This window comes from Rhodoferax sp. GW821-FHT07F03, from assembly GCF_059418745.1.
In genome coordinates, this window is sequence record NZ_JBWKQM010000015.1 from 56,685 (window position 1) to 76,745 (window position 20,061).

General features: G+C 55.2%; 17 protein-coding genes and 1 tRNA gene. 1 reads left to right on the forward strand and 17 read right to left on the reverse strand.

Features of this window, described 5'->3' with window-relative positions; all coding sequences use genetic code 11:
* Positions 1-104: 104 nt before the first annotated feature.
* From AC07R0_RS21700 to AC07R0_RS21780, 17 genes are all read right to left on the reverse strand, one after another.
* Positions 105-851 (reverse strand): SDR family oxidoreductase, encoded by a 747-nt coding sequence (locus AC07R0_RS21700; RefSeq protein ID WP_495106411.1) that lies wholly within the window; start codon positions 849-851, stop codon positions 105-107.
* A 14-nt stretch (positions 852-865) separates the two neighbouring features.
* Positions 866-2,182: an FAD-binding oxidoreductase gene (locus AC07R0_RS21705; RefSeq protein ID WP_495106412.1), complete on the reverse strand. Its 1,317-nt coding sequence runs from the start codon at positions 2,180-2,182 to the stop codon at positions 866-868.
* Positions 2,182-3,636 (reverse strand): UbiA family prenyltransferase, encoded by a 1,455-nt coding sequence (locus AC07R0_RS21710; protein ID WP_495106413.1) that lies wholly within the window; start codon positions 3,634-3,636, stop codon positions 2,182-2,184. Before AC07R0_RS21710 ends, AC07R0_RS21705 begins: the two co-directional genes overlap by 1 nt.
* 5 nt (positions 3,637-3,641) lie before the next feature.
* Positions 3,642-6,755: a glycosyltransferase gene (locus AC07R0_RS21715; protein WP_495106414.1), complete on the reverse strand. Its 3,114-nt coding sequence runs from the start codon at positions 6,753-6,755 to the stop codon at positions 3,642-3,644.
* Between the two features lie 14 nt (positions 6,756-6,769).
* The gene (locus tag AC07R0_RS21720) at positions 6,770-8,140 is read right to left on the reverse strand and encodes an ABC transporter ATP-binding protein (RefSeq protein WP_495106415.1); all 1,371 of its coding nucleotides are present in this window, start codon (positions 8,138-8,140) and stop codon (positions 6,770-6,772) included.
* Positions 8,133-8,828 carry an adenylyl-sulfate kinase gene (cysC, locus tag AC07R0_RS21725; RefSeq protein WP_495106416.1) on the reverse strand — a complete coding sequence of 232 codons (696 nt, stop codon included), beginning with the start codon at positions 8,826-8,828 and terminating at the stop codon, positions 8,133-8,135. The genes AC07R0_RS21720 and cysC overlap by 8 nt, the downstream gene beginning before the upstream one ends.
* A complete protein-coding gene (locus AC07R0_RS21730; RefSeq protein WP_495106417.1) occupies positions 8,818-9,651 on the reverse strand; it encodes an ABC transporter permease in 834 nt (277 codons plus the stop codon). The genes cysC and AC07R0_RS21730 overlap by 11 nt, the downstream gene beginning before the upstream one ends.
* A 331-nt stretch (positions 9,652-9,982) precedes the next feature.
* Positions 9,983-10,070 (reverse strand) — tRNA-Ser (locus AC07R0_RS21735).
* Between the two features lie 54 nt (positions 10,071-10,124).
* A complete protein-coding gene (locus AC07R0_RS21740; protein WP_495106418.1) occupies positions 10,125-10,490 on the reverse strand; it encodes a 6-carboxytetrahydropterin synthase in 366 nt (121 codons plus the stop codon).
* A gap of 28 nt (positions 10,491-10,518) precedes the next feature.
* Positions 10,519-11,157, reverse strand: coding sequence for a 7-carboxy-7-deazaguanine synthase (gene queE, locus AC07R0_RS21745; protein WP_495106419.1), 639 nt, complete (start codon positions 11,155-11,157; stop codon positions 10,519-10,521).
* A 46-nt stretch (positions 11,158-11,203) separates the two neighbouring features.
* On the reverse strand, positions 11,204-11,848 hold the full coding sequence (gene ureG / locus AC07R0_RS21750) for an urease accessory protein UreG (protein WP_495106420.1): 645 nt from the start codon (positions 11,846-11,848) through the stop codon (positions 11,204-11,206).
* A gap of 48 nt (positions 11,849-11,896) precedes the next feature.
* A complete protein-coding gene (locus AC07R0_RS21755; protein ID WP_495106483.1) occupies positions 11,897-12,661 on the reverse strand; it encodes an urease accessory protein UreF in 765 nt (254 codons plus the stop codon).
* Between the two features lie 4 nt (positions 12,662-12,665).
* On the reverse strand, positions 12,666-13,283 hold the full coding sequence (gene ureE, locus AC07R0_RS21760; RefSeq protein ID WP_495106421.1) for an urease accessory protein UreE: 618 nt from the start codon (positions 13,281-13,283) through the stop codon (positions 12,666-12,668).
* A complete protein-coding gene (gene ureC / locus AC07R0_RS21765; RefSeq protein WP_495106422.1) occupies positions 13,283-15,001 on the reverse strand; it encodes an urease subunit alpha in 1,719 nt (572 codons plus the stop codon). Before ureC ends, ureE begins: the two co-directional genes overlap by 1 nt.
* Entirely contained in the window at positions 15,001-15,306 is a 306-nt protein-coding gene (locus AC07R0_RS21770) for an urease subunit beta (protein WP_495106423.1), read from the reverse strand. The genes ureC and AC07R0_RS21770 overlap by 1 nt, the downstream gene beginning before the upstream one ends.
* Before the next feature lie 12 nt (positions 15,307-15,318).
* A complete protein-coding gene (locus AC07R0_RS21775; protein WP_495106424.1) occupies positions 15,319-15,909 on the reverse strand; it encodes a HupE/UreJ family protein in 591 nt (196 codons plus the stop codon).
* Positions 15,910-15,939: 30 nt separating this feature from the next.
* The gene (locus AC07R0_RS21780) at positions 15,940-16,242 is read right to left on the reverse strand and encodes an urease subunit gamma (protein ID WP_495074931.1); all 303 of its coding nucleotides are present in this window, start codon (positions 16,240-16,242) and stop codon (positions 15,940-15,942) included.
* 189 nt (positions 16,243-16,431) lie between these two features.
* Between AC07R0_RS21780 and AC07R0_RS21785 the strand changes: the two genes are divergently transcribed.
* Positions 16,432-20,049, forward strand: coding sequence for a hybrid sensor histidine kinase/response regulator (locus tag AC07R0_RS21785; protein ID WP_495106425.1), 3,618 nt, complete (start codon positions 16,432-16,434; stop codon positions 20,047-20,049).
* Positions 20,050-20,061: the final 12 nt, after the last annotated feature.

Here is a 20,061-nt window from a genome sequence, read left to right on the forward strand (position 1 = left end):
TCGATTGAATTAAATTTTTAAGATAAGTTTATATTATAAGGGGCTTTTTTTGTTGAATCAGACTTGTATTTGGTGTGGGCTAATTTTTTTGAGTCATGATTGTTTTATAAACTGAGCCGTTTAAATATGGGTAGAGGTATATTTTTGATGGCATACATAATAAATTTCCAAAACCATGGCGTATATAGGGTGCCATTTTTTTTCTCAACCGCATTCTGAATATCTGCAGCCACACGATCCGCACTAACCGTCAAACGTGCTGGCAGGTTGAGTTCGGCCGTCATAGGCGTGGCTACAAACCCGGGTTTGATGGTTAATACGTGTACGCCCTTTTTGTATAGTTGGGCACGCAAGCCTGACGCAAATGCATCCACGGCAGCCTTAGCTGCGCCATACACATAATTGCTGCCGCGACCTCGGTCACCGGCTACAGAGCCGATTACCGCAAGAACACCATTGCCTTGAGCCTCAAATTTGCCGCTAATAGCCAGCATGCAGGCTATGGCGCTCTCACCGTTTGTGCGGAATTGCTCAATGGCATAAGCCAAGTCGCCTTGGGCGCGGGTTTGGTCCGGCAAGGTGCCGTGCGCTACCAGGGCGAGATCAATGCTTCCAAATGCATCCCACGCGAAATTGGCTAACGCGGGCAGGGCCGCGGCGTCGCTTGCTTCCCAGACGTATGTACGCACTGCGGCGCCTCCGCGGGCAGTCAGATCGGATGCGATGGTGTCCAGTTTTTCCTGGTTGCGCGCCACCAGTACAAAGTTGCAAGCTTGGCTTGCATAACGCCTGGCTACCGCCTCTGCAATACCAGAGGTTGCGCCGATAATGAGAATATTTTTTTTAGTCATAAATAGAAAGCTAATTAACGGGTAACGCGATGCCAGAAACGCGACATTAAGGCCGGGTCGCGCAATGCTTCTACGGTTGACCAAGCGGGATAGGCTTGTTGGAAATGGTGAGCACTCATATGTGCGTCCTTCGCTGGATAAAGGCGGCCACCAGCCTCGTGGACCAGCGCGTCTAGCCGTGCAAAGAGACGGGCGTTAACGTTGTCGCGTTGGGCAAAATCTAGCGCCAGCGAGACGCCATATTTTGGGAAGGACAACAGGCCTGGCGACAGGATGTCGCCGCACTGCTTGAGTACAGCAAGGAACGATCCGGCCCCGTTTCGGGCAGTTTCTTCAAGAATTGCGCCAATAACCCGTTGACCATCCTGTTTGGGCACAACGCACTGGTATTGCTGAAATCCGGCTTTACCGTAGATTCGGTTCCATTCCAGTAATTGGTCTAGCGGGTAAAAGAAGGGGTTGTAATTAACGCGTGTTTGTACTTTTTTGCGTTGTTGTCGCTGGTAGTACAAGCTGTTGAATAGCTTCAAGCTAGCTGTATTGACCAATGAAAAGGGTGGATTAAACGGCATACGCCTTGTGCTGCGGGCCGCGGCCTCAAGTAGCCCAGTCGTAGCATGGTTACCTGCAATATAGTGTCCGCGGCCGATGTTTTTTCCAGTTGCTAGGCAATCGATCCATGCCACGGTGTATTCGTTGCTGGAATCGTGCTGTGTCGACAATGCAAAAAACTCTTCAAGATTCTCGAACTTGATGCTGGTTTGGGTCAAGTCGCTTGAAGACACGGTACGCAACTGCAGTTCAACGGACAGAATAATGCCGGTCAGGCCCAGCCCGCCCACGGTGGCGTTAAAGAGTTCAGCATTTTGTAGTGGGGTGCATTCAACTACCCCTTGGTCAGACCTGTAGAGCACAATTTTGCGCACATGCCGGCCGAAAGTGCCTGCAATGTGATGGTTTTTACCATGCACATCATTGGCTATGGCGCCGCCTAAGGTTACAAATTTTGTACCTGGTGTTACCGGCACAAACCAACCATGCGGCAATGCGAGCTGAATGAGGGTGTCCAGGCTGAGACCAGCCTGCGCCACAACGAGTCCGGTCTGCCAGTTTGCGCTAATGATGCGGTCCATACTGGCCAACGCGATGACGTGGTCAGCCTGGGCTAGGCATGAGTCACCATAGCTGCGGCCACGTCCAAAAGCCAGTGTTGCACCGTGGCCTAAGCTGTTAACTTGGGCTACGGCAGCAGCCACCTCTGTCGGCCAGGTTATGGTGTGCGGAGTTTGCGGGTGGTGAGGGTAGCGCCCCCAAGATTCAAGCATAGGCATCAAAATGACGCCAAGGCAAAAATCCCAAAAAAGCAAATACCAACCCACCGGCTCGTGTGATCGCGTAGCGCAAACACGATGGGGTCATCATGCATTTCTCCACGGTGAGCAATGATCCAGACGCGACTTAGCCAGAAAAGAAGCAATGGGCAGGCTGCCCACAGCCACTGCGGATGCTTGTACAACGCTTGCGCCAATGTGTCGTTGATATACAGGGCCAAAACCAGGACGGATAAATATCCTGCGGAACCGCCTAGTGAGGCGAGAAGTTCGAAGTCTGAGGCCACATAGCCACGACCCGGCGCTTTTTTTTGATGGCCTTTTTCTCGTGCGTCATACAGCTCTGTATAGCGTTTGACAAACGCGAGGCTGAGAAAAATGAACATACAAAAAGCAAGAATCCAGAATGTCGTCGCTAACGCAGTGGCAGCTGCACCCGCTACCACCCGCACGGTATATAACATTGCCAGTGCAACCACATCGAACATGACTATACGTTTGAGCGAAAGTGAATAGGCCAATGTCAGAGCGTAATAAGCGAGCAGCACCACCGAGAACTGCACAGGTAGCCATAACAGCGCCGCACCAAACGAGGACACTAGGAGACCGGGAATCCACAGGATTGCATGGAATACCGGAAAAGTCCCTGCGGCTAGAGGACGGTTGCGTTTGGTGCGATGCTGCCGATCATCTTGCAGGTCAAGCATGTCGTTCAGCAGATATACGCTAGAAGCGCATGCCCCAAAGCACATAAACGCCAGTAGGGCGTTCATGAGCAAATTGAAGTCTGTAATTTTGTGAGCGGCTAGTAAAGGTACGAATACCAGCAGGTTTTTTGCCCATTGATGCAGGCGAAGTGCCTTGCGTAGCACACTAAAGTAGCCTGGGTGATCATCAAATATTTTGCCAATACGTCCCATCGCCACAGCCTTGGCCAGTACCCCCCGCTCCGGATTTACGACATGTACGACACTTGCAACCTCCCATACAGAAATATCTGCTTTTGAGTTTCCTACATATTCAAAGCCATTTCGCCCGTAATGTTCGACCAGTACGTCACGTTTGTTCTCGGCTGCAAGATTGGTATCTTTCGTGCCAATAAATTTGTCGAATATTTGCAGATGGTCAGAAATTGCATGGGCCAGACGCGAGTCGGACGCTGTTGCAAGAATCAGGGATGCTCCTAATGCTTTTTGTTCACTTAGCCAGGACAACAAGTTTGCGTTGTAAGGCAGAGTGGCTGCGGAGGGAGCCACATTGTCTGCTACCTTATTTTTAAAATATGCCTTTCCCTTTATTAGCCATAATATAGATTCGAAAAACTTATGTGGTAATGTCCGCAACAGTAAAAAAATGCTTTCAATAAGCATGTCTGTTCGAATGAGGGTTCCATCTAAATCAACGGCAATTATTCGATTCGTGTTTGATGTGGGTAATTCAATTTTGGAACTCATAATGATTAAGTTCTCGTCTCAGTATATTGAAATGCCCGTGGAGGCCAAGCTAAGCTGAAATCTTCAGAGTCAATTGTCAAGTTGGTGCTATAGGCAGGGTCGACTGTAAGTTGCATGCCCCAGCGCTCATGCATCTTTTGGACTTCATTAGAAAAACGTAACTGCTTCTCTGGAGTGTTTTCGTGACCTCGCGATACAGACTCGTGGTGCACCATTTCAGCATAGGGCGTCCAAACATTTCGGAAGCCAGCCTCACGCACACGCAAGCAAAAATCAACATCATTGAACGCAACTGCCAAGGACTCATTTAGACCGTCTACCTGCTCAAAAACTGAACGACGAACAGCCAAGCACGCGGCAGTCACCGCACTAAAACTTTGGTGCAGTACTGCTCGTCCAAAATATCCAGGGAATCCTTTTTGCGCATATTTGTGTGAATGACCTGCAACACCACCTATACCTAATATAACCCCCCCATGCTGCAAGCGTCCGTCTGGATACCATAGTCGAGCACCAACACAGCCAACTTCAGGTTGGCTGGCAAATGAAGCCATTTCTTCCAGCCAATCAGGAGTTATAACTTCAATATCATTGTTCATAAGGCATAAAATATTACCTTTGGCAATTTTTGCACCATGGTTATTGAGCGATGAAAAATTAAACGGTGAGCTATCCTGCTCTATTCGAATACCCTTCTTCTTTAGGGTGTCAAAAAGATGAAGAGTTTGGGGTTCAATGCTTCCATTGTCCATAATGATTATTTCATAGTTTTTATATGTTGTTTTATTTAAAATGGATTCAACACACATGGAAACTAAATTGGCGTGATCTCTGGTCGGTATAATGATGCTGACCAATGGAGCTGGATTGGGTACAGAAAAGCGCACGCGATTCAAGGCCGGGGCCTCTGGCGCAGATGTCACAGTTGCGATTTTTCCAATCCGTGCTAGATGTTCTCGTATTGCTTTCTGACCAGCTTGCGCTGCATAATTTTTTTGGTTGGAAGCAAGTGCTGTGCTGCCTGCTATAGCTCGCCAGTGATATAAGATTCGTGGTATATGTACGATCTGGCTGGTTTTTATATTTTCAATTACACGAAGTGCCAAATCGTAATCTTGTGCACCTTCGAACCCTACGCGAAATCCACCTAATTTATTTATTAAACTTCGTTTGTATACGCCTAGGTGGCAAATCATGTTTTGTGCTAAAAATAATTCATAATTGAATTCACACTTGAAATATGGAGAGTAGCGCTGGTTTTTTTCGGTTATTTTGTCTTCGTCTGAATATATCAGTGCTGCATCGGTGTTTTTAATAATGGCATCTGCTACAAAAAATAGTGCATTTTCTGCCAATAAATCATCGTGATCTAATAGCGCAACCCATTCACCCGAAGCTAATGCAAGGGCTGTATTGGAGGCGGCAGAAATATGTCCATTATCTTTTCGGAAAGCCAATTTGATACGTGTATCTTCTTGAGCGTAACGCTCAAGAAGTGGTTTGATAGCTTTGTCGGTAGACGAGTCATCGGCAATGCAAAGTTCCCAGTGAGGATAAATTTGATTGCGCACTGACTCAATGGCTTCAATTAACCATGTGGTTTTTGAGTTATATGTCGGTATTACCACGGAAATAAGAGGATTTTGGGGGAATTCCTCAATTTTCTTGCGAAAAATAATTCGAGATTCTTCATTTAATCTGTCAAATCTATTTATCCACTCGGTGTAATCATTTCGATCAAAAATATCGGAACCTTCTGTTGGTACGGTTTGCGTTGTCACTGCAACCTTGCGCAAGCCGCGTTTCACACCTGAAAATCCATCGTGGCGGTATAACTGTAGTGCTTTTTTCGCGGTATTTTTCAGACCGCCACCGTGCTTTATTGCTGGGGCAGTCAATTTCGCAACATGGGTGATGCGTTTTATTTGATGCGTGATTAAACGTATTGGCGCGGCAATTCGCCAACTGCTTGAGTTATAGAGGGCTAAGATATGCCTATCGCGTTCAGCCACAGTATGGTTCAAGTTGACGATCTGTCCATCATATTCGGTTACTGCTTGGTTCAAGTCGGAAATCTGTCCATCACGTTCGGCTACTGATTGGTTCAGGTCGGCAATCTGTGCATCTCGTTCGGCTACTGCTTGGTTTAGGTCGGCAATCTGTGCATCTCGTTCAGCTACTGCTTGGTTTAGGTCGGCAATCTGTGCATCTCGTTCAGCTACTGCCTGTTGCGCATTTTTTTTCTGCGCGAAGAGTCTATCTACAAGTAATAAAGGTGACTTTAGGCGTTCAAATTCATTTATCCAATATATTATTTTTTTCTGAAACTCTGAATCTTCGAGATTTATTTTCTCGGATGCCGCGTCTAGTAAGGCGCTGTAGATCTCTTGTACAATATGAGGACAGGTATTGTCTTGCAATAGATCATTTAAATGATAAATATTGTGATGCAACTCTTCATCTAGAAATTCTGTTTTATAATTTTTTAGTTCTGTGGAATTTATTTCAAGACCAATGCATTTTGCAACTCGCGTAACTTCGATGTCTGGTGATTGCATCAAATGATCATAATCAACAATTATTCGATTATGTTTGGCGCTGCCCTTGAAGCTTGAAATGACATGTTCTAGCCATAGCAGATAGCCTTGAGTGGATTCAAGATCACCTCGTTTGGTCAGGGATTTAACCACACTAAGTGGATTACGTAATGCTATTACATAACTCACTTCGAATTGGCAATGCTTGAATACTTCTGACCAAAATGGTAGTAATTTTGCTACGCGTGGATCTTTGAATCCAAAAGAAGAGTGCGCGTCAATTTTCTTTCGAAGAATATCAATTGCTCGAAGAAAAAATCCCTTTTTTCGTAATATTTCTACATCAATGTAATCGATTGCTGATAGGTGAAACCATTCGCTATCAATTGCGTACAACATTTCAATGTTGAGTGCATTAATGTCAATGTCTTCCCAATACCCTTTTGCATTGTCACCTGCAACTGGCGGCAACATGTTGTCGCCAAGATTCACACCCATAACCTGCAGTCCGCGCGTAATGGCACTGGTCCCACTTCGGTGCATTCCCAGTACGACAATCAGCTTCTTGTTATTTGTTTCCATAAATTATCTATTATTCAAACGTGAACTTGTTGCAACTTAATTTCCGGGTAGCAACCAAAATCAACAATACCAGTTGTGAGGCTTCCCGTGTTAGGCTGAACTCGGAACATGGCGATATCAATCAATCGGTGTAAGTAGGTTTCAGTGCCATTTACATCTCCACTGACGCCAGCATTTAAGAAATAGACGCCCGTATTCAGTGTGCAGTGAAAGCGAAATTCAATGCGATAGCTGGATCCCGCTTCAACGCTGGCGAGGCTTTCACGCGGTGAATTCGCAGAAGAACCACCACCAAGTTCAATGCCCGATGTTGTTTTAATAAGCATGCCAAACCGGATATTGTTGGCACTCTTGATGAATTGAACGGTATAGACATAACGATATGTCTTCCCTCGAATCAGGTTGTTAACCTGTTCACCTGATAGCGTTAAAATGATGGGGGAATTGATATAGGCGCCATGGGATTCGTACTCAATGGTGCTACTGGGTTTGAGATAAGGGTCAAAATTTTCTTGTGGCTCTTGGAATTGCGTCTTGAGACTGGCTTGTTCAACGATATGAACTGACGTCATAATAGACTCGTCTGCCCGACGAATCTGCTCCCGCATAGTTTCACGTTTGTCCGTTGGAGCATAAAGTAACTTTTGATAGCGGCCCACGATTTGTTTGGGTATTCCTGCCGCTAGCTTTTCACCAGAGTCCATGAGTACTGCACGGTCGCATAACTCCACAATAGTGCCGCCGGAGTGGGATACAAAAAGAATTGTTGCTCCCTTGTTTTTGATCGCTTCGATGCGTGAAAAGCACTTACGTTGAAAGAGTTCATCGCCGACGGAGAGCGCTTCATCGACAATCAAGATTTCAGGGTCAACATTAATCGCTACAGCGAATGCTAGTCGGACCACCATACCGCTGGAATATGCTTTGACAGGCTGGTCGATGAACTGGCCGATATCCGCGAAGGATGCAATGTCATCAAAGCGGGCGTCCACTTCAGCCCTGTTTAAACCGAGCACAGCCGCGTTCATGTACGCGTTGTCGCGCCCGGTAAATTCGGGATTGAATCCAGAGCCAAGTTCCAGTAAGGCTGCGATACGACCACGGGTTTCCACACTACCGCTGGACGGATTAAGCGTGCCGCAGATGATTTGCAGTAGGGTGGATTTGCCGGAGCCATTACGGCCTATGATGCCGACAGTTTCCCCCTTTTTGATTTCGAGAGAAACATCTCGTAGTGCCCAAAACTCCCGGAAGTATTGTTTGGGTATTCTTCCTGCTATGCCTTGAAAGCGAGGCATGATGAACTGCTTGAGTCGGTCGTGTGGAGAGTCGTAGATCTGGAAGCACTTACTTAGATTGTGTGCACGAATGGCGATATCATTCATGGCTGTGAGCCGCTTTCTTGGGAGGTTTCTTGTTTTTTTGTCCTACCGCTGGTGGTGGGTGCAGTGGAAAAATGCCTCTGTTTTTTATTTCGGTAATAACTTGCAGCACACAGGCATCTAAAGATATTGTTCCAGTATTCACAACAAGCTCGGGATTTATTGGCTTTTCATAGGGTGACGATATACCGGTAAATTCCGCAATTTCGCCGGCACGAGCCTTTACGTAAAGTCCTTTTACATCCCGCATTTCGCAAACATCAAGGGGGGTGTCGCAATAGATCTCCATGAAGTCTCCGGATTCCACCATACTGCGTGCATATTCACGGTCCGCACGGTAGGGTGAGATAAATGCGGTTAGTACTATTACCCCGGCCTCCATGAAAAGTTTTGCTACTTCCCCGATGCGTCGGATGTTTTCTCTACGATCTTGATCGGAAAATCCTAAGTCGCTACAAAGACCATGGCGCACGTTGTCCCCATCCATAACAAAAGTGCGACAGCCAATTTGGTGCAGCCCTTCTTCGACAGCGTGCGCCAGCGTCGATTTTCCTGAACCGGACAATCCGGTTAACCAGACGATAGCGCCGCGATGGTCGTTTTGCGTCTCACGGCGTGTTCGAGTAACTGTGGCATGGTGCCAAATGATATTGCTAGAACCAGTCGAATGTGTAGTGTCGTTAAAGGACATCAGCAAATCCCTTTCTGGTTTTTTGAAACCAAGAGTAGCCTGCCCAAGCAAAGACAGAAGCGGCGATGGTATAAAAACTTAATCCAATCCAGCTCGGTGTGTGCCCCCAAATCAGCACTTCGCGGGCTTGTTCGATAATGAAGGTCAGTGGATTGGCCATGATGAACTGACGAAATCGCTCTGGTACTGCAGTTATTGGGAAAAACACGGGTGAAAGGAACATCAGTACGGTAGTGAGGATGCCAATAGTTTGCCCAACATCGCGCAAAAATACACCTAAGGATGCAAGAATCCAGGCGAATCCCGTAGCGAGAATCGCGAGTGGTAACAGTATTAAAGGAATAAATACTGCAGTCCAGTGCAAGTAACCATTAAAAATAACAAAGGCTATTAGTAGTACGCAGAGGTTTATTAGGGTGTGAAAAAGCGCGGCACTGATGGAAATAATGGGTAATATTTCTATGGGAAAAACCACCTTTTTTACATAATTGGCATTGCCTACAATTAAATAGGGTGCACGATTAATTACTTCGCTGAATAGGTTCAGTACAATGATGCCGACAAATAACACCACGGCGAATTGGGTCTTGCTGTTGTCCCCCTCAACACCACCCCAACGGGATTTAAAAATCTCCGAGAAGACAAAGGTGTAAATCACCAGCATAAATATAGGGTTGAAGAATGACCAAGCCATGCCCATTACCGACCCCTTGTATCGGCCGACTACTTCCCGTTTGGTCATCTGCACAATGAGCTGGCGGTTGCGTGAAAGACTGCGGACTAAGGCTAAAGGGGAAGTTGGATCGGCTGCATGTGGGTTCATGCTTGAAACGCCATTGCCATGAAAAGTAAAAAGCCGCGTGTGTCGATAAAAAAACGAGGCTTTATGGGATCGATATTTGGCGTATATGGACTCATTCTTTGAAATTCTTTGGAGTGGGCTCTATGGTGCATAGAACCTGATGTGTACAGGCGTGGTTAAGCGCGAGGGGGATATGTACGAACTAAGTAAGTTTGACTGGCGTGCAACGCAGCTAAACTTCTTGCAGTCAAAGACGAAAGGAATGGGTCAAAACGACATGGCCCTTAATCGTTAACTATGAATCTGCCAATCTGCCAATCTGCCAATCTGCCAATCTGCCAATCTGCCAATTTGGCGGAAGCGGTGAGATTCGAACTCACGGATAGTTTCCCATCGCCGGTTTTCAAGACCGGTGCAATCGACCACTCTGCCACGCTTCCAAGCCCATGATTCTAACCTTGGTATTTACCCCACTGTTACAAAACGTACCCTATTTATGGGACATCCAGCACGCATGCGTCGCCGATTGCATCGCGCCAAACCCGAACCCTATTGACGCGTGGATGGATGTCTGCCAACTGTGCAGCAATAAACATGCACAAGTTCTCCAGAGTTGGGGTGCCGAGGTCAGGGACTTCGTCCAGAAAATGGTGGTCCAGTTGCTCCCGCACGCCTTCTAGCCGCTGACGCAAAAATCCCAAGTCCAACACCATTCCATTCACCGGATCGCGCGGCCCAGTCACGCTGACCTCTGCATGGTAGGTGTGGCCATGGATGCGGCGACTACCTGCTGTTTCAATTTCGCGTTGAAGTGTGTGGGCGGCGTCGAAATAGAAGCGTTGGCTGATGGTCAGCTGCATGGGAATACTCGCAAACAAAAATGGGGGATCAGCGGATGCCGCTGATTTTGTGGGTCTGGATGCTCAGGCGCCAGGTGGGCTGGCGCATGCAGGTGTCTATGCACAGGCCCATATTGGCCAACTGTTCCGGGCCGTCCATGGGCTGCAGGAAGCGATGCGCGAATTGGCCGGTGCGGGCCAGCGTGTCTAGATCCAGGCCGGGTTGAGGCCATACCACCTTGAGTTCCTGCCCTTGCTGTTGTATCCATGGCGCACCGGCTTTGGGGCTGATGCAAAGCCAATCTATGCCTTCGGGTGCGCGTACGGTGCCGTTGGATTCCACGGCGATGCGAAAGCCTCGGGTATGCAGTGCTGCGACCAGTTCTGTATCTACCTGTAGCAACGGCTCACCACCGGTTAAAACGGTCAGGCGGTTCTGGGTTTCGCCAGCGGGCCACTGGGCCTCGATGAGATCGGCCAAGTCATCGGCGGAGGTGTATTTACCACCCAGCGTGCCGTCGGTGCCCACAAAGTCGGTATCGCAAAAACGGCAGATCGCGGTGGCGCGGTCGCTTTCGCGGCCGGTCCACAGGTTGCAACCCGCAAAGCGGCAGAACACGGCGGGGCTACCTGCCTGGGCGCCTTCGCCTTGCAGGGTGTAGAAAATCTCTTTGACGCTATAGGTCATGTGGGTGGCACCGCTGTGCGCGGTGAAACTTGCTAAGCCCTTGATTTTACTGGGCCAGCATGCCCTTCGTCTCAATGAAGCTAACCACCTCGGCCAGTCCGGTCAGGGTTTTCAGGTTGGTCATCACAAACGGCTTTGCACCGCGCATGCGGCGGGTGTCGGATTCCATGATGTCCAGGTTGGCGCCCACGTGCGGCGCCAGGTCGGTTTTATTGATGACGAACAGGTCGCTCTTGGTGATGCCGGGGCCTCCTTTGCGCGGGATTTTCTCGCCGGCGGCCACGTCGATCACGTAGATGGTCAGATCGCTCAACTCGGGGCTGAAGGTCGCTGCCAAGTTGTCTCCACCGCTTTCCACAAACACGATATCGGCGTTCGGGTGCTCGACCAGCATGCGGTCGATGGCTTCCAAGTTGATGGAGCAGTCTTCGCGGATGGCGGTGTGCGGGCAGCCGCCGGTTTCCACGCCCATGATGCGGTCGGCGGGCAGGGCGCCGCTGACGGTCAGCAGGCGCTGGTCTTCCTTGGTGTAGATGTCGTTGGTGATGGCCACCAGGTCGTATTTGTCGCGCATGGCCTTGCAAAGCATTTCCAGCAACGTGGTTTTGCCGGAGCCCACGGGGCCACCGATGCCGACGCGCAGGGGCGGGAGTTTTTTGGTGCGGTTGGCGATATGGTGCAGAGAAGACATGGTGTTTTGCTATTAAGAAATGAGCTGCTTGCGCAGGCAAAATAAGCGCTAGGACCTGAAAAGCCTTGAATATTGGACTTCGTGCTGACTGCTCAGAATGGCCAGCATGGGCGAGAAAGCCTGGCGCTGGCTGTCTGGGAGCTGGATGGCCTGGTCCACGGCGGAGGGGATGTCGGCTGCCAGGCGCGCCAGTATGCGCTGGCCGGCGCTTTGGCCCAGCGGCACGGATTTGATGGCCGACTGGGTCATGTTCTCGGCCCAGCCGAAGGCGTAGGCCAGCAGGCAGTCGCGCAATGTTGCCTGGGTGGCGGAGGCGGCCAGGGCATAGGCGATAGGGTAGGTGGGCTGCATCTGGGCGCAGGCCGCAATCTGTTCGTGGCTGGCGGTGTTGTGGTTGCGCAGCCAGTCCAGCAGCGAGCGGCCCATTTGCTCAGCCTGGGCTCGGAATTCGCTGCTTTCGCGGGTCTGCAGCACCCAGGCGTTCAGTTCGGCGACATCCTTGACGGCGCCGCGCCGCCAGGCGGGAATGGCTTTGGCGATGGCTGCCAGGTCACCGCGTGCCAGGCTTACATGCAGTTGATCCACCAACCAGTCAGATGCTCTACTTTCTGTAGCTACTCCCGCACGGTCTACGGCCGCTTCCAGCCCTTCTGAGTAGGAGAACCCCCCCACGGGCAGAGCTGGTGATGCCAGCCATATCAGCTGCAACAGGCCAGGCCTGGCCGAGTCCCTTGCGCTGACTGGGTTGCTAATTGCTTTGGCAGGATGGCGGCGGATAGCTGGTGTTAACGGGCGGACTCTGCGCACGGTCATGGGCTTAGTGGGAATGGCCGTGCCCGTGGTCATGTCCATGGTCGTGGCCGCAGCCGGGGCCGTGCACATGCGGTGCGGCGGCGATGGGGATGTTCACCGGCTTATGCGTGGCGGGGGCATGTTCGTGGCTATGGCCATGCGCGTGGTCGTGACTATGGCTGTGGCCGCCGGAGGCGTAGGCGCCGCCTTCGGGCTCGAAGGCCACGTTGGCTTCCACCACGTCCAGGTGCATGGCGCGCAGCATGTCGGCCAGCACGTGGTCGGGCTCTATCTTCAGGTGGTCGGGCTGCAGTTCAATTGGCACATGGCGGTTGCCCAGGTGGTAGGCAGCGCGTGTCAGGTCAAAGGGCGAGCCGTGGCTGGTACAGGCAGTAATGACCAGCACGGATTGGGGTGCAGCCAGTACCCGCACTAGCGAGCCATCTTCGGCCACCAGCACGTCGCCGCCGCGTACCAGAGTGCCGCGTGGCAAGAAGACGCCCAGCTTGCGGTCCAGCGAATCGGTGGCGTCGAAGCGGCTTTTCTGCCGCACGTCCCAGTCGAGCTCCACGGTGCTGGCGCGTTTGAGCAGGGCAGGGGCCAGGCCCTTGCCTTGGGGGATGAGTTTGGAGGTTTGGAGCATTAAAACAAGAAGTAACGTTGTGCCATGGGCAAGCTTACTGCTGCTTCGCAGGTCAGCAATTGTCCGTCGGCACGCACGCTGTAAGTTTGGGCGTCGATTTCCATTTTGGGAAGATAGCTGTTGTGCACCATGTGCTGCTTGCGTACACCACGGATGTTCTTCACTGCGCTCAGGGTCTTTTTCAGGCCAAAGCTGTCCTGGATGCCGGCGTTCAACCCGGCCTGCGACACAAAGGTCAGCGAGCCACGGGCCAGGGCACTTCCGTACGCGCCGAACATGGGGCGGTAATGCACCGGCTGCGGCGTGGGGATGCTGGCGTTCGGGTCGCCCATGGCGGCCATGGCGATGAAGCCGCCTTTCAGGATCAGCGCAGGTTTCACGCCGAAGAAGGCCGGCTTCCACACCACCAGGTCGGCCCATTTGCCGACCTCGATGCTGCCGACTTCGTGGCTGATACCGTGGGCAATCGCCGGGTTGATGGTGTACTTGGCCACATAGCGCTTGGCGCGGAAGTTGTCGTTGCGGCTGTTGTCCTCGGGCAGGCTGCCGCGCTGCTGCTTCATCTTGTGTGCCGTCTGCCAGGTGCGCAGGATGACTTCACCGACCCGGCCCATGGCCTGGCTGTCGCTGCTCATCATGCTGATGGCGCCCAGGTCGTGCAGCACGTCCTCGGCGGCAATGGTTTCCTTGCGGATGCGGCTCTCGGCAAACGCCAGGTCTTCGGGGATGCTGGCATCCAGATGGTGGCAGACCATCAGCATGTCCACATGCTCGTCCAGCGTGTTCACGGTGTAGGGCATGGTCGGGTTGGTGCTGCTGGGCAGGAAGTTCGCCTCGCCCACCACCCGCAGAATGTCCGGCGCATGCCCGCCGCCGGCGCCTTCGGTGTGGAAGGCGCACAGGCCACGGCCCTTGGTGGCGGCAATGGTGTTTTCGACAAAGCCGCTCTCGTTCAGCGTATCGGAGTGGATGGCGACCTGGGTGTCGGTGGCGTCCGCTACATCCAGGCAGTTGCTGATGGCGGCCGGCGTAGTGCCCCAGTCTTCGTGCAACTTCAGGCCGATCACGCCAGCGTTGATCTGCTCGTGCAACGCGTTGGGCAGGCTGGCATTGCCCTTGCCCAGAAAGCCCAGGTTCATGGGGAAGGCGTCCGCCGCCTGCAGCATGCGCTCAATGTTCCAGGGGCCGGGCGTGCAGGTGGTGGCAAAGGTGCCGGTGGCCGGGCCGGTGCCGCCGCCCATCATGGTGGTGACGCCGCTGGCCAGGGCTTCCTCGATCTGCTGCGGGCAAATGAAGTGGATGTGGCTGTCGATGCCGCCAGCGGTGACGATATTGCCTTCGCAGCTGATGACCTCGGTACCCGGGCCGATGATGATGTCCACGCCGGGTTGCACATCGGGGTTGCCGGCCTTGCCGATGGCGACGATGCGCCCGCCTTTGAGGCCGATGTCGGCCTTGACGATGCCCCAGTGGTCGAGGATCAACGCGTTGGTCATCACGCAGTCCACAGCGCCCTCGCTGTTCATGCGCTGGCTTTGCGCCATGCCGTCGCGGATGGTCTTGCCGCCGCCGAACTTCACTTCCTCGCCATAGGCGCCGGCGCCCAGGGTGTAGTCTTTCTCGACCTCGATCAGCAGGTCGGTGTCGGCCAGGCGCACCCGGTCGCCGGTGGTGGGGCCAAAAATTTCCGCGTAGGCGCGGCGTCCAATCGTTGCCATCAGAGTTTTCCTTGCACTAGGCCGCGAAAGCCGTAAACCACCCGTTCACCCGCGAAATCGACCAGCTCCACCGTGCGCTGCTGGCCGGGCTCGAAGCGCACTGCGCTGCCGGAGGCGATGTTCAGCCGCATGCCCTGGGCGGCTGCGCGGTCAAAGCCTAGCGCGCCATTGGTTTCGGCAAAGTGGTAGTGCGAGCCGACCTGGATCGGCCGGTCGGCCGTGTTGTTGACCACCAGGGTCACCGTGCGGCGCCCGGTGTTCAGGGCGTGCTCGCCCGCGTCTATGAGGAGTTCGCCTGGGGTCATGGCCAATACCTCTTAAACCAGTTGCAGCAGAAATGCGCCGCCCAGCAGCGTGACCAGACAGCCGATGGCGCGCGGCCACCAGGTGCTATGCGCGCGCATCGCCAGGCCGATACCCACGCCCGCCAGGTGCAAGCCGGCGGTAGCCACCAGCATGCCCACCAGCGGCAGCCAGCCGTTGTCGCCGCCGGCCAGTTCGGTGCCATGCGCCACGCCGTGGAACACTGCGAATGCGCCGACCAGGCCCGTCGCCAGCGCAGCCGGCAGCTTGGCTTGCGTAGCGACCAGAAGGCCCAGCACCAGCAGGGACGCGGCGATCATCGGCTCCACCGCCGGCAGCTCTAGCCCGCCCAGGCCTAGTAGCGCGCCCACCAGCAGCATGCCGGCGAACACGATGGGCGCCAGCCAGACGCGGCGTGCCGTCATGGCACTCCACAGGCCCACGGCGACCATGGCGGCCAAGTGGTCCATGCCGGTCAGCGGGTGCACCAGACCGTCCAGAAATGCATGGTGTATCCCGGCATCAGTGCCTAAATGGGCGCTTGCGCCCGTAGATACTGCGGCAGAAGCTATCAAAACAATAGTGCGTAGAGAGGGCGTGCGCATGGTGTGGGCGTCCGGTGGGTTAAACGGTGGTTAAACAATGGGTTGGTGCACGGTGACGAGCTTGGTGCCGTCGGGGAAGGTAGCTTCGACCTGGATGTCGGGGATCATTTCGGCGATGCCGTCCATCACGTCGGCACGGCCCAGCACGGTACGGCCCTCACTCATCAGCTGAGCCACGCTCTTGCCGTCACGGGCGCCTTCCATCACGGCGGCGCTGATGAAGGCAATCGCTTCGGGGTAATTCAGCTTCAGGCCGCGCGCCTTGCGCCGCTCGGCTAGCAGGGCGGCGGTGAAGATCAGCAGCTTGTCTTTTTCGCGAGGTGTCAGTTCCATTTCGTTTCACTCAAGTATTAGCTCGCGCGGCCGCCAAAGGCAGGCCGAACACGAGGCGTTAGTTCCATAAGGGCTCAGTGTGTGAAAGTTGCATCGGATTATTAGACAAGTATGTAGCAATCCCTGTGCCCCGGCGTACGCCATTGGGCGCATTGCACAGCCGGCCGGTGGCCTGGAAACTGCGAGGCTATGGGGGTGCAAGATGCAGAACACATACCTTTGAACGACGCGCCACAGCATGTGGTGAAGGTCCGGCGCGACTACAACAGCTGGGTGGCGCGCGAGACGCTGGAAGACTACGCCCTGCGCTTTGCCCCGCAGCGCTTTCGCAAATGGTCCGAATGGCGGGTGGCCAACACGGCTTTTGGTGCCGCGTCCTTCCTGGTGCTGGAGGCGGTGGGCGCCACGCTGCTGGTGCAGTACGGCTTTGTGAACGCCTTCTGGGCCATTCTGGCCACGGCACTGATCATCTTCATGGCCGGCCTGCCGATTAGCATTTATGCCGCCCGCTTCGGGGTGGACATGGACCTGCTGACGCGCGGCGCGGGCTTTGGCTACATCGGCTCCACGTTGACCTCGCTGATCTACGCGTCTTTCACCTTCATCTTCTTCGCGCTGGAGGCGGCCGTCATGGCCTATGCGCTGGAGCTGGCCCTGGGCATTCCACCGCGCTGGGGCTACCTGGTGTGCGCGCTGGTGGTGATACCGCTGGTGACGCACGGGGTGTCGGCCATCAGCCGGCTGCAGGTCTGGACCCAGCCACTGTGGCTGGCGCTGCTGGTCGTGCCGTTTGCCTACGTGTGGATGCGCGAGCCGGGCGTTTTTGGTGCAGTCGCGCACTATGCTGGTGTTTCTGGCCAGGGTGAGGGATTTAATTTGCTCTCATTTGGTGCATCCCTCACGGTGGGCATTGCCCTGATTACCCAAATGGGGGAGCAGGCCGACTATCTGCGCTTCATGCCGGCGCAGACCGCCACCAACCGGGGGCGCTGGTGGCTGGGTGTGCTGGCCGGCGGGCCGGGCTGGGTGCTGCTGGGCATGGTGAAGATGCTGGGCGGCGCGCTGCTGGCCTACCTGGCCATCACCCATATGGTGCCGCCGGAGCGCGCGGTGGACCCGAACCAGATGTACCTGGCGGCCTACGAGTACGTGTTTCCGCAGTACGGCTGGGCGGTGGCGGTCACGGCGGCCTTCGTAGTGCTGTCGCAGTTGAAGATCAACGTCACCAACGCCTATGCGGGCTCGCTGGCCTGGTCCAACTTCTTTTCGCGCATCACCCACAGCCACCCGGGCCGGGTGGTGTGGGTGGTGTTCAACACCTTGATCGCCTTCATGCTGATGGAGATGAATGTGTTCGAGGCCCTGGGCGATGTGCTGGGCCTGTACTCCAACCTGGCCATCGCCTGGATGATGACCGTGGTGGCCGACCTGGTCATCAACAAGCCGCTGGGTCTGTCGCCGCCGGGCATTGAATTCAAGCGCGCCTATCTGTACGACATCAATCCCGTAGGCGTGGGTTCGATGGCGCTGGCTTCCATGCTGTCCATGGTGGCGTATATGGGGCTGCTGGGCCCGCTGGCGCATGCGTTTTCGGCGCTGATAGCTTTGGGCACGGCCCTGGTGGCGTCGCCGATATTGGCGTGGTGGACCAAAGGCCGCTATTACATCGCCCGCGGCCCGCAGTCGGATTGGAACGGTGTGGCCCCCAGGCTTGCCACTGCGTGTGCTGCGCTGCCCCCCGAGGGGGTGGCGTCGCGCTTGGGGCGGCCCGGCGCTGCGACTAGCGTTGCCGCCGGCCCCGTGGACGCAGGCAGCTACCAGCGCCTGAAGGTGCAGCGCTGCGTGATCTGCGAGCGTGAATACGAGTCGCCCGACATGGCCCATTGCCCGGCCTACCAGGGCAGCATCTGCTCGCTGTGCTGCACGCTGGATGCGCGCTGTGGCGATCTGTGCAAACCCCAGGCCAGCCTGTCGGTCCAGTGGGCGGCGGCGCTGCGCTGGCTGCTGCCGCAGCGCATATGGCCTTACCTGGACACCGGCCTGGCACACTTCATTTTGCTGATGCTGGTGGTGGTGCCGGTGCTGGCCACCTTGTTTGGATTGCTATATTTTCAAGAGCTGCGTGCGCTGGTGGAATCTGCGTCAGAGCTTGATTTTGATCCTAGCCAGGCGTTGCGTTCCGGTTTCGTCAAAGCGTATATGGCCTTGATCGTCACGGCCGGCATCGTGTCTTGGTGGCTGGTGCTGGCGCACAAAAGCCGCCAAGTGGCGCAAGAGGAATCGAACCGCCAGACGCATTTGCTGCAGCGCGAAATTGCCCTGCACCAGCAGACCGATCGCGCCCTGCAAGAAGCCAAGCTGGTGGCCGAGCAGGCCCGGCAGATCGCCGAGCAAGCCAAGCGCGCGGCCGACCAGGCCAACCAGGCCAAGAGCCGCTACATCAGCGCCATCAGCCACGAGCTGCGCACCCCGCTCAACAGCATCCTGGGCTACGCTCAGTTGATGGGTGAAGACGCCAGCGTACCGCCACACCGGCAGCAGGCGGTCAGCGTCATACGGCGCGGCGGCGAGCATCTGCTGTCGCTGATCGAAGGCACGCTGGACATTGCGCGCATCGAGTCCGGCAAGCTGACCCTGGCCACCAAGCCCATGCCGTTCGCCGATTTGCTGCACGAGATGGGCGATATGTTCGAACCCCAGGCGCGCGCCAAGGGCCTGGCTTTTCATTTCGACCCACAGGGCGTGCTGCCCGAGCAGGTGCGCGCCGACGAGAAGCGGCTGCGCCAGATCCTCATCAACCTGCTGGGCAATGCCATCAAGTTCACCGCCAGCGGCCATGTGCGCCTGCGCGTGCGCTATGCGCTGGAGATGGCGGTGATCGACATTGAAGACACCGGCCCGGGCCTGAGCGCTGACGAGCTGGAGCGCATCTTCGAGCCGTTTGCGCGCGGCACCTCGTCCGCCCCCGCCAATCCGGGCGCGCCCGGCGCCGGCCTGGGCCTGACCATCGCCAAGATGCTGACCGACCTGATGGGCGGCGAGATGACGGTCACCAGCACGCCGGGGCAGGGCGCGGTGTTCCGCGTCAAGCTGTTCCTACCCGAAATTCGCGGAGGTGACGCCAAGGCCTTGCGGCCCGCCGTCCCGCGTGTGCGCCGCGCCTACCTGGGCGCGCGCCGTAAGCTGCTGGTGGTGGACAACGAGGAACCCGACCGCGAGCTACTGGTGCAGCTGCTGCAGCCCCTGGGCTTTGAGGTGCGCACCGCCGCCAGCGGCCACGACGCGCTGGATCTGCTGGCTGCCGGCTACGGCCCTGATGCTGTGCTGATGGACCTGGCCATGCCCGGCATCGACGGCTGGGAAACCATACGCCGGCTGCGCGCAGATGGCCACATCCAGGCGCATGTTGCAGTCGTATCGGCGAACGCCTTTGACAAGGGGCTGGACAACGACGTGGGCATACGCCCCGAAGACTTCATCACCAAGCCGGTACGCCACAGCGAGCTGCTGGACTGGCTGGAGCGACGCCTGGGCCTGCAGTGGACGGATGCCGCCGCGACGGTGCCCGCTGCGCCCCAGCCGCCGCCGGCGCGGGTTTGGCCCGATGCGGCCAGCCTGCAGGCTTTGCGCGAGGTGGCCGAACTCGGCTTTTACCGCGGTATCCTCAACCAGCTGGCGGCGCTGGACGCCGCCCAGCCAGCATGCCAGGGCCTGGTGCAGGAAGTGCGCGCCCTGGCCCAACAATTCCAGTTTGAAGCCATAGGCCAGTTGCTGGCCCAGGCACCCGACAACGCCCATGCCCGTTAAGCCGATTTCCTC

Bases quoted from the DNA above. Each gene is read 5' to 3' on its own strand.
- AC07R0_RS21700 (WP_495106411.1), bottom strand. From the start codon at position 851: ATGACTAAAAAAAATATTCTCATTATCGGCGCAACCTCTGGTATTGCA.
- AC07R0_RS21705 (WP_495106412.1), bottom strand. From the start codon at position 2,182: ATGCCTATGCTTGAATCTTGGGGGCGCTACCCTCACCACCCGCAAACT.
- AC07R0_RS21710 (WP_495106413.1), bottom strand. From the start codon at position 3,636: ATGAGTTCCAAAATTGAATTACCCACATCAAACACGAATCGAATAATT.
- AC07R0_RS21715 (WP_495106414.1), bottom strand. From the start codon at position 6,755: ATGGAAACAAATAACAAGAAGCTGATTGTCGTACTGGGAATGCACCGA.
- AC07R0_RS21720 (WP_495106415.1), bottom strand. From the start codon at position 8,140: ATGAATGATATCGCCATTCGTGCACACAATCTAAGTAAGTGCTTCCAG.
- cysC (WP_495106416.1), bottom strand. From the start codon at position 8,828: ATGTCCTTTAACGACACTACACATTCGACTGGTTCTAGCAATATCATT.
- AC07R0_RS21730 (WP_495106417.1), bottom strand. From the start codon at position 9,651: ATGAACCCACATGCAGCCGATCCAACTTCCCCTTTAGCCTTAGTCCGC.
- AC07R0_RS21740 (WP_495106418.1), bottom strand. From the start codon at position 10,490: ATGCAGCTGACCATCAGCCAACGCTTCTATTTCGACGCCGCCCACACA.
- queE (WP_495106419.1), bottom strand. From the start codon at position 11,157: ATGACCTATAGCGTCAAAGAGATTTTCTACACCCTGCAAGGCGAAGGC.
- ureG (WP_495106420.1), bottom strand. From the start codon at position 11,848: ATGTCTTCTCTGCACCATATCGCCAACCGCACCAAAAAACTCCCGCCC.
- AC07R0_RS21755 (WP_495106483.1), bottom strand. From the start codon at position 12,661: ATGACCGTGCGCAGAGTCCGCCCGTTAACACCAGCTATCCGCCGCCAT.
- ureE (WP_495106421.1), bottom strand. From the start codon at position 13,283: ATGCTCCAAACCTCCAAACTCATCCCCCAAGGCAAGGGCCTGGCCCCT.
- ureC (WP_495106422.1), bottom strand. From the start codon at position 15,001: ATGGCAACGATTGGACGCCGCGCCTACGCGGAAATTTTTGGCCCCACC.
- AC07R0_RS21770 (WP_495106423.1), bottom strand. From the start codon at position 15,306: ATGACCCCAGGCGAACTCCTCATAGACGCGGGCGAGCACGCCCTGAAC.
- AC07R0_RS21775 (WP_495106424.1), bottom strand. From the start codon at position 15,909: ATGCGCACGCCCTCTCTACGCACTATTGTTTTGATAGCTTCTGCCGCA.
- AC07R0_RS21780 (WP_495074931.1), bottom strand. From the start codon at position 16,242: ATGGAACTGACACCTCGCGAAAAAGACAAGCTGCTGATCTTCACCGCC.
- AC07R0_RS21785 (WP_495106425.1), top strand. From the start codon at position 16,432: ATGGGGGTGCAAGATGCAGAACACATACCTTTGAACGACGCGCCACAG.